The sequence below is a fragment of the Plantactinospora sp. KLBMP9567 genome (assembly GCF_033446045.1).
Classification (GTDB): domain Bacteria; phylum Actinomycetota; class Actinomycetes; order Mycobacteriales; family Micromonosporaceae; genus Plantactinospora.
The window spans coordinates 12,622-27,006 of sequence record NZ_JAWQRR010000029.1 but is presented as its reverse complement, the minus strand read 5'-3'; the positions used below and the strand labels follow the sequence as shown (position 1 = coordinate 27,006).

Annotated in this window: 14 protein-coding genes; 11 read left to right on the top strand and 3 right to left on the bottom strand. The window is 63.4% G+C overall.

Annotation, left to right across the window (positions count from 1 at the left end):
• Positions 1-434 precede the first annotated feature (434 nt).
• Positions 435-989 carry an adenylyl-sulfate kinase gene (locus tag R6Y94_RS23335; protein WP_318398037.1) on the bottom strand — a complete coding sequence of 185 codons (555 nt, stop codon included), beginning with the start codon at positions 987-989 and terminating at the stop codon, positions 435-437.
• 208 nt (positions 990-1,197) lie between these two features.
• Here R6Y94_RS23335 and R6Y94_RS23330 point away from each other — a divergent pair, with 208 nt between their 5' ends.
• The 10 genes from R6Y94_RS23330 (at position 1,198) to R6Y94_RS23285 (ending at position 11,995) form a co-directional block, all read left to right on the top strand.
• On the top strand, positions 1,198-1,986 hold the full coding sequence (locus R6Y94_RS23330; protein WP_412102851.1) for a class I SAM-dependent methyltransferase: 789 nt from the start codon (positions 1,198-1,200) through the stop codon (positions 1,984-1,986).
• 88 nt (positions 1,987-2,074) lie between these two features.
• The gene (locus R6Y94_RS23325) at positions 2,075-4,447 is read left to right on the top strand and encodes a PEP-utilizing enzyme (protein WP_318398035.1); all 2,373 of its coding nucleotides are present in this window, start codon (positions 2,075-2,077) and stop codon (positions 4,445-4,447) included.
• 29 nt (positions 4,448-4,476) lie between these two features.
• Positions 4,477-5,049 (top strand): gamma-glutamyl-gamma-aminobutyrate hydrolase family protein, encoded by a 573-nt coding sequence (locus tag R6Y94_RS23320; RefSeq protein ID WP_318398034.1) that lies wholly within the window; start codon positions 4,477-4,479, stop codon positions 5,047-5,049.
• Positions 5,046-5,831 carry a phosphocholine cytidylyltransferase family protein gene (locus tag R6Y94_RS23315; protein ID WP_318398033.1) on the top strand — a complete coding sequence of 262 codons (786 nt, stop codon included), beginning with the start codon at positions 5,046-5,048 and terminating at the stop codon, positions 5,829-5,831. Before R6Y94_RS23320 ends, R6Y94_RS23315 begins: the two co-directional genes overlap by 4 nt.
• Positions 5,832-6,136: 305 nt before the next feature.
• Entirely contained in the window at positions 6,137-7,453 is a 1,317-nt protein-coding gene (locus R6Y94_RS23310) for an MFS transporter (RefSeq protein WP_318398032.1), read from the top strand.
• Positions 7,454-7,654: 201 nt separating this feature from the next.
• Positions 7,655-8,353 (top strand): sulfotransferase domain-containing protein, encoded by a 699-nt coding sequence (locus R6Y94_RS23305; protein WP_318398031.1) that lies wholly within the window; start codon positions 7,655-7,657, stop codon positions 8,351-8,353.
• A gap of 53 nt (positions 8,354-8,406) precedes the next feature.
• Positions 8,407-9,420 (top strand): glucosyl-3-phosphoglycerate synthase, encoded by a 1,014-nt coding sequence (locus R6Y94_RS23300; RefSeq protein ID WP_318398039.1) that lies wholly within the window; start codon positions 8,407-8,409, stop codon positions 9,418-9,420.
• Positions 9,421-10,027: 607 nt separating this feature from the next.
• Positions 10,028-10,582, top strand: a complete 555-nt coding sequence (locus R6Y94_RS23295; protein WP_318398030.1) for a reverse transcriptase domain-containing protein — start codon at positions 10,028-10,030, stop codon at positions 10,580-10,582.
• 133 nt (positions 10,583-10,715) lie between these two features.
• A complete protein-coding gene (locus R6Y94_RS23290; RefSeq protein WP_318398029.1) occupies positions 10,716-11,345 on the top strand; it encodes a group II intron maturase-specific domain-containing protein in 630 nt (209 codons plus the stop codon).
• A gap of 419 nt (positions 11,346-11,764) precedes the next feature.
• Positions 11,765-11,995, top strand: a complete 231-nt coding sequence (locus R6Y94_RS23285; RefSeq protein ID WP_318398028.1) for a hypothetical protein — start codon at positions 11,765-11,767, stop codon at positions 11,993-11,995.
• Positions 11,996-12,283: 288 nt separating this feature from the next.
• Here the strand turns inward: R6Y94_RS23285 and R6Y94_RS23280 are convergent, their stop codons facing one another.
• Positions 12,284-12,745: a nitroreductase/quinone reductase family protein gene (locus R6Y94_RS23280; RefSeq protein WP_318398027.1), complete on the bottom strand. Its 462-nt coding sequence runs from the start codon at positions 12,743-12,745 to the stop codon at positions 12,284-12,286.
• On the bottom strand, positions 12,742-13,521 hold the full coding sequence (locus tag R6Y94_RS23275; protein WP_318398026.1) for a glucose 1-dehydrogenase: 780 nt from the start codon (positions 13,519-13,521) through the stop codon (positions 12,742-12,744). The genes R6Y94_RS23280 and R6Y94_RS23275 overlap by 4 nt, the downstream gene beginning before the upstream one ends.
• Positions 13,522-13,647: 126 nt before the next feature.
• On the opposite strand from R6Y94_RS23275, the gene R6Y94_RS23270 reads away from it, so the two are divergent.
• Positions 13,648-14,328, top strand: coding sequence for a TetR/AcrR family transcriptional regulator (locus tag R6Y94_RS23270; protein ID WP_318398025.1), 681 nt, complete (start codon positions 13,648-13,650; stop codon positions 14,326-14,328).
• The last annotated feature ends 57 nt before the right edge of the window (positions 14,329-14,385 follow it).

Here is a 14,385-nt window from a genome sequence, read left to right as displayed (position 1 = left end):
GGGCCGGGGGGGGCGAGGGACCCCGCCGGTTGGGGGGGTCCCACACGGCGGGGGGCGGCCGACGCGTTGAGGTACGCCACTGAACGCAGACAAGTGAGTTGGCCCCGGGTCATTCCGTTGAGATACGTAGAACTTGATCGGAGATAGTCGATGAGTCGAATTGTCGGAGCCCCACTGGACAGGGTGGATGGACTCGCGAAGGTAACCGGGCAGGCCCGGTATGCGGCGGATCACCCGGTGCCTGGGGTTACCCATGGTGTGCTGTTGACGAGTACGATCGGCAAGGGACGGATTGTCCGGATGGACACCGAGGCGGCGCAGGCGGCGTCTGGGGGTTACACAATGCGCCCAGGTTCGCCGCCGCACCTGGACGCCCGTGGTGGCCGTACGGGCAGTCGTTCGTGCCGTTGCAGGGTTAGTCGAATCCGCCTACCTCACCAGGCATACCGCTTCGCGCAGAGGTCCAGGATGCGCTGCGCGGCGACCTGTGCGGTGATCTCACCGGAGTTCCTCAGCACCAGGTCCGGTCGGACCGGTATGTCCACGTCCAGGTCCATCCCGGCAACCTCGCGGGCGGCGTTTCCGGCACCGTAAAGTCCCTTCGAGTTGCGCCGGGTCAGTTCCTCGGCGGGTACGTCGAGGAGGACCTCGAAGTACCCGGCGAGGTGTGCTCGATTCCATTCGTGCACCTCGCGGAAGAGCGAGATCGTGGCGCAGACGACGACGTGCCCCTGTTCCGACAGTAGTCGGCAAAGCCGTGCGTAGGTGAGGGCGAGACGGCGTCGGCTGTCGCGGTCGAAGCCGCTCGTAACGCCAAGGACGGCGCGCACCTCGTCTCCGTCGAGGAGGATGGGCCGCTGGCCTCCGGCGGCGAGCCACTCGACGACGTGGCGGGCCACCGAGGACTTGCCGGCCCCGGACAGCCCGGTGATCCAGATCACGGTACCGGGCCGGGCCCGTCTGACATCTGGCTGTTCGACGGTGCTCACCAGCCTCCTGCCTGCCGGCCCGTCTCGCCGGTCGCCGTAGCCGCCACACCGAGCCGCTCTGTCCCTCGGCTGATGGAGGGTGAACGGCAGGCCCTCGTCCACACGCGAGGACAAGCACCTTCAAGATCGAAGGTTTCGAATCTAGTAACGGGGTATGAGGCTCAGGTTACCAAATTATGAATCGGGCTGAGTGAAGGGAGGATCGAACATGGCTCATGCAGCAGCACTCCAACATGGGGACTTCACGGCTCTGGCGACGGACTACGGGAGGTACCGTCCGGGTTACGCCAAGCCAGTGCTGTCCGCCGTCCTGGGGCTGCTCCGCCGGGAGGCGTCATCACTGGACGCTGTGGACGTCGGAGCGGGAACCGGTCTGTGGACCCACATGCTCGCTGGCGTCGGATTCCGTTCGGTGACGGCGGTGGAGCCCAATGCCGCGATGCGGGCCGCCGGCCAGCGTGACGACGGTGGGCACGACATAGTCTGGCGGGACGGAACCGGTGAGGCCACCGGACTTGCCGACGGCTCGGCCGACCTCCTCACGATGGCGTCGTCGTTCCACTGGGTCGACTTCGACAGTGCGACGGCGGAGTTCCGTCGCGTACTGCGCCCCGGCGGCTGGTTCGTCGCGCTGTGGAACCCTCGGCTGGTGGAACGCAATCCGCTCCTCGCCGAGATCGAGGCCGAACTCCTTCGCATGAAGCCCGATCTCCGTCGGGTCTCCTCGGGACGGTCGGGCATCACCGAGACCCTGACCGACCGGTTGAACCAGCATCCCGGCTTCGACGATGTAGTGACGATTGAGAGCCGGCACGTCGTCAGGCAGAGCGTTGAGCACTACCTCGGCGCCTGGCGCTCCGTCAACGACGTCCGCGTCCAGCTCGGTGAGGTCGACTTCGGAAGGTTCCTGGAGTACGTCCGGGACCGGCTGGCCGATGCGGACGAGGTCGAGGCCACCTATCTCTCTCGGGCATGGGCTGCGCGCCGGAGAGACTGATACCAGCCCTCGGCACATCGCTCGAACATTCTCCAGGTCTTCATCAAGTCGCCCGGACGCTCAATCTCGTTTACGCGGGAGAACAATCGTGATCAAAACCCTGAGCCCAGGAGCAGTGGCCGACCGTCCCGTGCGTTTCGGCACGAAAGCGGAGACGCTCCAGCGGTTGCGAGCGGTGTTGCATGGTGCCGCAGTCCTACCGCTGGCCTATTTCTCGATCGGTTCATGGCGCAAGGACCCCGAGGCCGTGCTGTTCGCCGTCCGTCAAATCGGTGCACCGGACCATCCCATGATCGTGCGCAGTAGCACTCTGCACGAGGATGATCCGGCGACGCTGATGCCGGGTGCCTACCTGTCGTTGCCGGATGTGCGGGGCCAGGATGAGCTCCGTTCGGCCATCGACGCCGTCATAGACTCGTATCGTCGTGTGCATCCCGACGACGATCTGACGGGACACCAGGTTCTGGTGCAACCGATGCTGGATCGGCCAGCCCTCAGCGGCGTCGCCTTCACCTGCGATCCGAACACCGGTGCGGCCTACTATGTCCTGAACTACGAGCAGCGGGGAGATTGCTCTGCGGTCACCAGTGGCAAGGCGGCTCCGCTGCGGACGACATACGCCTGGAAGCACGGCACTGGCGCCGGCCTCGAGCCGCGGCTGCGCCGCGTCCTTGCCCTCGCCGGCGAGTTGGAGACGCTCCTGGAAACGGCCAACCTCGACTTCGAGTTCGCGTTCGACGAATCCGGAGGACTGTACCTTTTTCAGGTGCGGCCACTGGTTGTCGGCGAGCTTGACGACCATTCTCGTGAACAGGCGGCGCTCTCGGCCATCAAGGCGAAGGTGGCCAGTGGTAGCCGCCGTCATCCATACCTGCTGGGCGCCCGGACGGTCTTCGGCGTCATGCCGGACTGGAACCCGGCGGAGATCATCGGCACCCGCCCCAAACCCCTTGCGCTGTCGCTGTACCGCCGGCTCATCACTGACGCCCAGTGGGCCGAACAACGCGCCCGCTACGGTTACCGGGACGTTCGCGGGTTTCCGCTGATCCTCGACTTCTGCGGGCTGCCCTACGTGGATGTCCGGGCCAGCTGCAACTCCCTCATCCCAGCCGGGGTCGAGGTGGGTATCGCGGAAAAGCTGGCCACACACTACATCGATCGGCTTACCCGCCATCCGACACTCTACGACAAGATCGAGTTCGACCGGGTCTTCTCGTGCTACTCGTTCACGCTCCCGCAGCGGTTGGCGCACCAGACCGCGAGCGTGCTTGACGACGACGAGCGCCACCAGCTGACGAGCGCCCTTCGGGCACTGACCAACGAGCTGGTCTCGCCGACGCACCCGGCGCGGAAGGAGGACGAGGCCAGTATCACCTCGTTGCGTGAGCGGTTCGAGACCATCCGGCAGTCTGACCTCGACGAGGTGGCACAGATCTACTGGCTGGTCGAGGACTGCCGACGATTCGGCACACTGGCATTCGCCGGTTTCGCGCGGCTGGGATTCGTCGCTACCGAGATGCTCCGTTCGATGATCACCACAGGGGTACTGACCGAGACGGACGTCGCACAGCTGATGTCTGGTCTCGACACCAGCACCAACCGCATGCTCCGCGACCAGGCGACCATGGCGAAACGGCAGTTCCTCGACACCTATGGGTTTCTGCGACCAGGAACCTACGACATCTGCTCGCCTCGTTACGACGAGGCCCCAGACCAGTACTTCGACTGGTCCGCCGGGGGGGACCTGGTGCAGACCCCACGGCCGTTCCGACCGTCGGCCGTTCAGGCGCGCTTGATTCAGCGGATGCTGAACGCACATGGCCTAGCCCTGGACATCGACGCACTCTTCGCGTTCATCGCGAACAGCATCGAGCAGCGGGAAAACGCGAAGTTCGAATTCTCGCGCCACCTCAGCGAAGTGCTCCGTCTAATTACCCGCCTGGGCCGACGGTTCGGTCTTGGCGTCGAAGAGCTGTCGTATCTCACTGTCGAGATCGTTGACGATCTCTACCGGGGCGTGGACGACTCTGGCATGCTGCTGCGCCGTGGTATCGACGAGGGGCGTCACCGGTACGCCCTGACCCGGCGCATCGTGCTGCCGCCGATGGTGACTGGTCCGGACGAGGTCGAAGCCTTCCACGTGCCGGACTCCGAACCGAACTACATCACCCAGCGAGCCGCGTCAGGGGTCGTAATGCGCGACGCGGCCATGGCCGAGGACCTGACCGGCCAAATCCTGCTACTGCCCAGCGGGGATCCCGGATACGACTGGATCTTCTCGAGGGGAGTCGCCGGGTTCGTAACCCAGTACGGCGGAGCCAACTCCCATATGGCCATCCGCGCGCACCAGTTCGGCGTGCCGGCGGTCATCGGCGCGGGCGAGCGACTCTACAACCAGCTGGCGCGGGCGAGCCGGATCCACATCGACTGTCTGAACCACCGGGTCGAGGTGCTGCGGTGAGGTGCCTACTCGTCTCGCAGCGGGTCACCGTGGACGAGACCCATGCCACCCGCAATGACGCCCTCGATCAGCGCTGGTCGGCCTTCCTGCACGACTGCAATCTCCTCCCGGTACCGGCACCCAACCGGAAGACCATCGCGGTCCGCCTACTGAACGTGATGCCGGTAGTCGGCGTCCTGCTCACGGGCGGCAATGACCTGTTTGCCTACGGGGGCGATGCCCCGGAGCGTGACGAAACGGAGAAGGCGCTGCTAGAAGCCGCGACGCGGCGACGCCTACCTGTGCTCGGCGTGTGTCGGGGCATGCAGACACTGCAGCACCACTTCGGTACCCGGCTGACCAAGGTGAGCGGCCACGCCGGGGGCGCGCAGAGTCTGGTGGTCGACGGTCGGACCCGGCGCGTCAACAGCTACCACAACTGGGCCGCGACAGACGTCCGGCCGCCCCTGACTGCCTGGGTCACGGCCTCCGATGGTGTCGTCAAGGCGGTACGCCACAACACCCTGCCTATCACGGGAATCATGTGGCACCCCGAGCGGCTCACTCCGTTCGCCACCGAGGACCAGTGCCTGTTCCGTGACCACTTCGGAGGGCGGCGGTGAGAGGCATCATCCTGGCAGCGGGCAGAGGCAGTCGACTAGGTGGGCTGACCGACGACCGACCCAAGTGCCTGACCCCGCTCGGTGGTCGACCCTTGCTGCACCGGCAGGTCGAAGCCCTGCGTCGGGCCGGGATCGATCGGCTTCTGGTCGTCGGCGGTTATCACGTGGAGCAGTTGCACGACGAGCGATGGACCACGGTCACCGCGCCGTACTGGTATCGCACCAACATGGTGCGCTCCCTGCAGACAGCGCACTCATGGTTACGCGCCGAGGATTGTGTCGTCTCCTACGGCGACATCGTGTACTCGTCGGCCACAGTCCGGGAACTCGTCCGGTCCGCAGCACCGCTGGCGATCAGCTACGACCCGAACTGGTTGCGTCTCTGGCGCCGCCGGTTCGACGACCCGCTCGCCGACGCCGAAAACTTCCGGCGCAGCCCTGGGCAATTGCTGCTGCAGATCGGCGGTCATCTGACGACGACCGGAGAGGCGCACGGGCAGTACATGGGCCTGCTGAGGATCGGTCCCGCAGGCTGGGCGGAGATCGAGCGTCTGCTCGGATCGCTGCCAGCGGCGCAGGCCGACCGGCTGGATATGACGACCATGCTGCAACTGCTCGTCGAGCAGGGACTGCCCATCAGGACGGTGCCGTGTGTCGGTGATTGGGTCGAGGTGGACTCGGCCAGTGACCTGGCGCTGTACGAACAGATGCTCCGGGCTGGCGAACTCGCGTTGGAGCAACCGAACAGCTCCATTGGTAGGGAGGCCGACTTTCATGTCTGAGCCGTCCATCTCGGTCACGGCGCAGGGACTTCGGATTCGGCTGACCACGGCACTTCCGGCGCGATGCGAACACGAAGACCGCCCGGACCCCTCCGCCTGCAACGAGATGGAGGCCGCAGGTTGTGTAAGAGCGAGGTCGATGGACGGCCGCAGCGAAGACAGTGCAGCCGGCTCTCTATAACCAGCGCCGGGAGTCGCCCGGCGCCTACCGGACAGCTTCGGGCAGAAGGGCTGCGAGGCGAGGCCACAGGGCAGCGGAGGGGTGGCGGCGAGCGGAATCCAACGATGACGTAGGAGTGGGGGCGATGAAGCTGAAATCTGTCCTTGGGATCAGTGACAACCAGGTTCTGCATTTTAAAGACGTCCTCAGGCTGCCGGGAGCAAAGAAACTAGTTCTCGCGGGACTGGTTGGACAGATGCCTATTGGAATGGTGACTCTTCCTGTCACCCTGGCTGTTGTCAACGTCACAAGCTCCTATTCCTCGGCTGGCCTCGCGCTATTCACGTACATGGCTGGAATTGGGGTCACCTCTCCCGTCTGGGGACGATCCATCGATAGATTCGGCGGGGGATTGGTCCTCAAGTTCATGTCCATTGCTTTCGTCCTCATGTCCACGTTGTTGACACTGACAATAATCGCTTCCGCGCACTACTATCTGATCATTGCCGCCACTGCGGCGGTTGGCGCCACGCGCCCTGCACTAATGGGGGCCATGCAGTCATTATGGACAGCGATGACCCCGGATGAAAAAACGCGGAATGCCGCGTATTCACTACATGCCCAAGAATTGGGGATAGTTTGGGTCACCGGACCCTTGGTTGTCACGGGCGCACTTGTCGTCTTCGGTGAACAGTTAGGGCCCTTGATAGCCATACTGGCTGCCGGATTGCTTGGAGGAATTGGTGCTGTTTTAGTTGCACAAGTCTGGGCGACCCAGGATAGTAGAATACATTCCGTAAGTGCATCCGGGGCTCCGGGGGATCCAGATAATGCCGTAAGGAAACCGCAGCGTCTGTACACGCGAGCGTATATCATCTTTTTGGTTTCGGTGTCCCTATTTGAGATGGCTGTTGGGGCTGGGATCTTCTCGCTCACGGCCTACGCTGAGCGTTCGGGTGCCCCTGCTATCGCAGGGTTCTTAGTCGCCGCGCTTTTCGTTGGTTGCATAGTAGGCGGTTTTCGCTCTGGCGCTAAGGGCGGTAAGCCGCCAGCGGCGAACAGGTATCGCCTCGGCCTAATCGCATTGGCCGGATCATTTGCTGTTCTAGCGGCGATGAGCAACCCCTTCATTATCGCAATTCTTCTAATACTTGGTGGGATGGTTCTAGCGGAGACATTCACGGCGCAGTATGCCGTTACCGCGATACTCGCTCCTCCGTCTGTTAGGGCAGAGGGATTCAGCTGGCTTGGAACGCTCGCTGCTCTTGGCGGGGCGCTCGGCTCCGCACTGGCAGGATTCGCGATCGGCCAGTACCACCATTCATCCGCTGGTCTTTTAGTGGCGTCGGCGAGCGCCGCTCTGGGGGGCCTCATCTTCTTCCACCGGCGCCCCAGGCTGTCGCACATTGGAGATACGAAGGATGAACCTACGCTACATACCAGGGAAGGGACTGACAGTTGAAGGGATTTCGAGGACCTCTCGACAGCAGAGACCGGTATATTTCGATGGGGTTCGGGCTTCACTACCGGAACATGAACTTTTTGTCCCAGGATGACATTATCGTAGCAAGCCTTGGCGGATCGGGTCAGGCCTTGCTGGGCAATATCCTTCTCGAACTAGGGCTGGAGTATATCAACCTAGCGACCGACGTTCTCTACGCGAATGGAACTTCGACTCCCGATCCGAGCGCCCTGGCCCGTCGCAGCCACCTCGCAGCCACATCTCGCAGGGATAGAGGGATTGGCCGTCGAAAGATACCGGTGGCGCCGCGGTTCAAAGAGCCATCTGCCTTACGGTCAGCTGGCTGAGTGTCGATTTGGTGGAATCTGGCTTCTTGTGCGGGATCCCCGCGACGCCATCTACTCCTGGCATCAGTATCACAGAGGATTTGCCAAGTTAGAATGGGAAGTCGTAGACCCGGACTTTGAGGTCTTCCTGCAAAGGCCATTCTTTTGTGGACCCGATCCGATAAGCGCATGGGCCATGTTTTACGATGAGTGGCTTAGGGTCGCTGGCAGTAGCGAGACAAGTCAGATCCTACGATTCGAGGATCTAAAGCTTCATGGCAAGTCTGCCATGAGCCGTTCACTGCGACATTGGAATGTGTATGTCGACGAGGAAGCGATGGTCGCGGCGCTTGAGGCGAGTACCTACGAAGCCATGAGGGTGCATGAGGACGCGGTGATTTCGAGCCGGACATCCGGATCACCGGCTCGGATGATGCGTAGTGGAAAAGTCGGCGGGTGGAGGGAGTGGATGACCCCGGAGTTGGAGAGGCTATTCTCGGATCCATTCTTGTGGGCCATTGCGAGCAATTTCGGCTATTCTGCGGGCAATGCGAGTTCGGGAAAGGAAGCCTGATGATGGAGAATGGTGATGCTGTGGCACCAGGGGATGCTGTTCGGGTGGGGGCCATGCAGTCCGAGATTAGGAAGTGGCTCTTTCGACGCACTAGCCGTGCAGACAACTGGCCGTTGAGCAAAGTGATTAAAGCTAAAGGCGACACTAGCATAAGTGTCGTAATTCCGGCGCGAAATGAGGAGGCTACAATTGGGCCAATCGTCAGGATGATAGTGCGGGAACTGATGACAAAGCAACGGCTGGTGGACGAGCTTGTTGTAGTGGATTCCCGCTCGACCGATTCTACGGCGCAGATTGCGAAATCTGAAGGCGCCACAGTAGTGAGCCAAGACCTTGTATTAAGAGAGCTACCCCGCCGAGATGGCAAAGGGGACGCACTGTGGAAGGGATTGGCATCCACAGCCGGTGATTTGGTGGCCTTCATTGACGGAGACCTCGTCGGATGTCCTCCTGCATTCATTGCCGGACTTGTGGCGCCGCTCTTGGATGATATCAGCGTTGCCTTCGTCAAGGGTTACTATCACCGGCCCATAGTGCACTCCCACGGGATCGACCCAGACGGTGGCGGGAGGGTTACCGAACTGGTGGCACGGCCGCTCCTAAACGTACTCTGGCCCGAGTTGGCTGGCTTTGTACAACCCCTTGCGGGTGAGTATGCTGCTAGGCGCTGGGTACTTGAATCGGTGCCGTTTGCGACTCTTTACGGAGTGGAGATAGGACTTTTGATCGACATTTTTAACCTGGTCGGATTGGATGCGATGGCCCAGGTTGACCTGGGGCAGCGCCAGCATCGACATCAGGATACAGAGGCTTTGAGTTTAATGTCCGCACAAATACTTATGGCGGCGATGAATCGGAGAGATTGCTCATGTTGTGTGGGTGAGTACGGCGCCGAAAGAGCGTCGCTCATGCACTTTCGGCGAGGCGTAGATCTGAGGCTGCCGATTCTTGACCGTGAGATTCATGTCAATGAGGTCTCTGTCCCGGACAGGCCGCCACTGGGGATGGTCGCCGAATACCTGCAACCTAACCTCGATCGTTCGTGCGCCCAGCGGACCTGGAGGTGAGTGTGTAGCTCATCTGGAGTCGTAAGCTCGTCGTCGCCTGCCGGTGTGAGTCCGGTCCGGGTAGCTGCCAGGAGGCCCGGTAGCAGGCTGGCGGCTCGGTCTGGAAACGGGTCGGGTCGAAGCCCAGCGTCGAAAGCCCCGTCAGGGGGAGCGACTGAGCGGTCCGTAGCATCACGCGAAGCCTGCGGCGTCGTTAGAGGTCCTGCCTTGGTGGGGCAGAGGGAGAGCCGAGCCCCCGAATTCAGGGTGAAGGCCATGGAAGCGGTGTAGCTCCTGGATTGCAGCCGCGAGGAACTCCCCGGCGTATGGGGCGCGGAACGTTCAGATGGTGGCGGCGGGAACTGGGGAGGCCCTCCCCGACCTGGTGCGCTGCGGATGCGTGCTGGAGCGTCGGGTCCTATAACCGGTCCACGCCGGGAAGTGGATCTCGTGTCGGGAGGGAGTCGGAGGCGGCCGTAATACTGCTGGAGCCGAGCGGACAACATAACCGCCGGTGAGGGAAGGGCCGCTACTTCGTCGATGCGTGTCGCTGATGAGATGGTGCCCGGTGAGTGCCGTTTCGGCTAGTCCCGCCGTGTTGGGGTCCGTGTTGGACCCGGTTCGTGCCTTGCAGCTTGCGTTGTACCGGGCGGCCAAGGCCGATCCCGGACGTCGGTTCCACGCGCTGCGAGACAAGGTCTTCCGCAGGGACGTCTTGTGGCGGGCGTGGGTCGCGGTGCGCCGTAACAACGGCGTCCCGGGCATCGATAGGACCACCCTGGGCCAGATCGAGGAGTACGGGGTTGCCCGGCTGCTTGACGAGGTGGCCGTGGAGTTGCAGCAGGGCCGGTACCCGCCGTTGCCGACGCGTCGGGTGTTCATCCCAAAGCCCGGGACGGCCGAGCGGCGTCCGTTGTCGATTCCTGCGGTTCGGGACCGTGTTGTGCAGGCCGCGGTGAAGATCGTGCTCGAGCCGATCTTCGAGGCCGACATGTTGTCGTGCAGCTTCGGGTTCCGCCCGAAACGCTCGGCGCACGACGCCCTGCAAGTACTCATCGATGAGTCCTGGCGGGGTAGGCGGTGGGTGGTCGAGACGGATATCGCCAACTGCTTCTCGGCGATTCCGCATGACAAGTTGATGCAAGCGGTCCAGGAACGCGTGTGTGTGACCAGGCCATCCTGAAACTCCTGCGGGCGATGCTGCGCGCTGGGGTGATGGAACACGGCGTGGTCCGGCGGGAAGTGACCGGTACCCCACAGGGCGGCGTGGTGTCGCCGTTGCTGGCGAACATCTACCTGCACCGTATCGATCGGGCATGGTCGAGCGTGTGCACGGGGTTCTGGTTCGGTACGCCGATGACGCGATCGTGATGTGCTCGTCCCGGCAGCAGGCCGAAGCCGCCCTCGGGCGGTTGACGGAACTGCTGGCCGACCTTGGGCTGGAGCCCAAGGCGGCGAAGACCCGCATCGTGCACCTTCAGGTCGGTGGGGAAGGCGTGGACTTCCTCGGTTTCCACCACCGGCTGGTGCGCGCGTGGGCACGGACCGGGACCAAGCAGGTCACCTTCCTGGCCCGCTGGCCCGCGAACAAGGCCATGCAGCACGCCCGAAACCGGATCCGGCGGGTAACCGACCGGTCCCGGCTGTTGCTGCCGGTGGAGTGGATCGTGCAGGACATCAACCTGTTCCTGCGCGGTTGGGCCGGGTACTTCAAGTACGGCAACTCGGCCCGACACTTCGGAAAGATCAGGGACTACGCGAAGATGCGGTTGGCGATCGTGCTGCGGAAGCGGCATAAACGTAGCCGCGAGTTCGGGTGGTCGGTCGTGGCCTACTCCGGCAACGAGTTGGGCCTGATCGGGCTTGTGGGAACCGTCGTTGCACCGAGGCCCTTCAAGCCTTGGCGGCGGGACAGACCGAATGCCGGCGTTGAACGACGTCGGTGAGCCGTGTGCGGGAGAACCGCACGCACGGTTCGACGGGCGGGAGCTGGAAACGGAGCGCCCTGGACACGGTCACTGCAGTGGGACAACCGGGCGGGAAACCACCGGCACTCAAAGGCTGTCGGACCTAACCTCCAGAACGCGCCACCGCGCCAGTTCCCGACCCTACAACGACGGGCGACCCGGCTTCCGGATCTGCCGAGATGTGCGCACCCGATCACGGCGGCAGCGATGCCGACGACAGCGCGTGCGGGCCGTGGGGGCACCCGGTCGCCGGCTCGCCCTCGTGGCACCATGTTGCGCTGTGGATCATCAGGGGCAGTTTCGTCGTGCAGCACTCGCGTTGGGCATCCCGGACGACGAGGTCAGCCGGTTCATCCAGCATCTCCGTTTGTCGACCCGGTTGAGCGGGGGATCCGCCGGTGTTCCGGTCGGGCAGTTCGACCGGCGAGATCGTCATCCCGGTCGCGAAATGGTATTCCCATGTGGAGGAGGAGACGCACCGGCTGACAAGTGAGTTGGTGTCGCTCGCCCGCTTTCCCATAGATAACGAGTTCTATTACCGGAGTGACGGGAGTTTCGTGATCCGTCACGACGACCTGGCCGCTGGTCGGCTGGACGAGGCGCTTTCCGTGGCTGAGTTGATCCCATAGAACACCGGCGGCACCGGATACGGCCACGATCTGCGTTGCCGGCGATGTCGATGTCGATGCCGATGCTGATCATCCGCTATTGCTTAAAGTAGTGCACGTGTCCTTCACGAAGCCGTACCGAGGGATGTCCAGCTCTCAAGCCCGCCTTGTCCATGACGAAAGCAGTGACGGGGTTCGCGTGCGGCCGTTTGCCCCTCGTGTAAACCTCCGCCGCGATGACGAATGATGGGTCGATACGTGCCTCTGGCCGATGACGGCGCGGCGCCGCTTCACGACATGCGAGGCGGCTCAGTCGAAGTCGATTCGCATCAGCCTGCTGGCGGCCCAGTTGTCTGGATGGGTCGGCCTGACGGTGCCAGGGTCGTGAGGCTGGTTGAGGTCGTCGACGATGGCCGCGATCACCGCGGCTCGTTCCGTGGAATCGGTGACGGTGGTCGCGTGCGCCGGCAGGTCCGCTCTGATGCCGTTCTTGAGGTGGAAGGTGAAAGCGGGGTTGGCTCGTAAGTTCGCGTACCAGCTGGTCGCGCCTCCGCCCGCTCCGCTGCAAAGATAGGTTGCGCCGTTGGCGCGGTAGAAGAAGATCTCAATGCGCCGGGGTCGTCCGGTGCGCCGGCCGGTGGTGGTGATGTCCACGATTCGTTCGCGGGTTCCGGCCGCGGGAGTGATCTTGATGGCGCGCCTGATCTCGTGCGGCAGGTGCGCCAGCGGGTCAAGCGCGCTGCGCTCACCATGCTGGTCTGCGGGGTTCATGCGGCTTCCTTCTGCAGTGCGGGGCCGAGGAGCAGTCCCCCGTCGATGACATACTCGGCGCCGGTGATGAAGGCCGCGTCCGGCGATGAAAGGAACAACAGCAGCGCAGTGATGTCGGCGGGCTGCCCGAGTCGCGGGACGGCGAACGGCTCGGGCGAGTAGAAGTCGGCGATCGGGGCGTCGCTGCCGGCCGCCGGTTCGGTGATGAACGGAGTGGCGACAACGCCGGGGTGGATCGCATTGACGCGGATGTTGTCGCGGCCCAACTCAAGGGCAGCGGTCTGAGTGAGCCCTCGAACCGCCCACTTGCTGGCGACATAGGGCGCGTAGAAGGCAGTACCGCCGATGCCCATGGTGGAGGCGATGTTGATGATTACTCCTCCCCCCGCGCGCCGCAGCGCCGGGGCGGCTGCCTTGATGCCGAGGAAAGTGCCGGTGAGGTTGATGTCGAGGATGCGAGCCCATGTAGCCCGGTTGGTGGACTCGATGAGGGCCGGCGGGTTCTGCACCCCGGCGTTGTTGACCAAGATCGTGAGCGCACCGAAGGCCTTCTCGGTCTCCGCGACGGCGGCGGCCCACGACTCCTCCTGGGACACGTCGAGGCAGACGAAACGAGCCCCGTCTCCCAACTCGGCGGCGAGGCCGGCGCCACGCTCGGCATTGATGTCACCGATGACGACGTTGGCGCCTTCGGCATGTAAGGCGCGAACGTGACTGGCCCCCTGCCCACCGGTGCCGCCGGTCACGAGAACGGTCTGATTGGCGAAGCGGGACATCAAATCCTCCGAGTGCGTACGAGAGACGACAACCCGAGACCGGGTGGCGAGTCGAGCGACTCACCACGTCGAAGCTACGCTCTCACGCGTGGTGAGTCAACCCACTCACCTCGCTATGATGGGCGCATGACCCCAACGCCGTCGGCCTACCACCAGCGCGTGGCGGAGGAGAAGCGCGCGCTCATCGTGCAGGCCGCTACTGAGCTTTTCCTTGAGTTGGGCTACGACCGGGCATCACTGGCGCGTGTTGCCGCCAGCGCTGGCGTGTCGAAAGCAACGCTGTTCAAGCAGTTTCCGACAAAGGCAGCATTGTTCGATGCCATCGTCATCGACTCGTGGGCCAAGAACGACGTCGCCGACGTGCCGCCCGCCGGTGACCTGACGGCCGGCCTGACGGTTCTCGGGCGGCGCTACGCGACGCTGTTGAGCCAGCCGGAGATGACCGACCTGTTCCGCATCGTCATCGCCGAACTGCCACGCTTTCCCGAACTGGCCAAAGCACATTTCTCACAAGGCAAGCTGCCATACTTCGAGTCCGTCCGGATCTACCTCTTGACCGAGCGCGACGCGGGAGCCGCAAACATCGCTGACCCGGAGATGGCTGCTACGCAGTTCCTCGGGATGATCTCCAACTACCTGTTCTGGCCGAGCCTGGTGCTCCCGGACTGGACGGTGACCCCTGCCCGCACGACCGCGGTTGTGGAAGAAGCCGTCCGAACCATGGCTGCGCGGTATGGCACCGATGTTCACCACCGGGACCGTGCGGTCGTTACCGCATCTGCTGCAGAAAACGCGCAGGGCCGCTGAGAAGCCCTGGCAACAGACTCTGCGGACAAGCTTCAGCCCGAGCCTTGCCAACTGAAG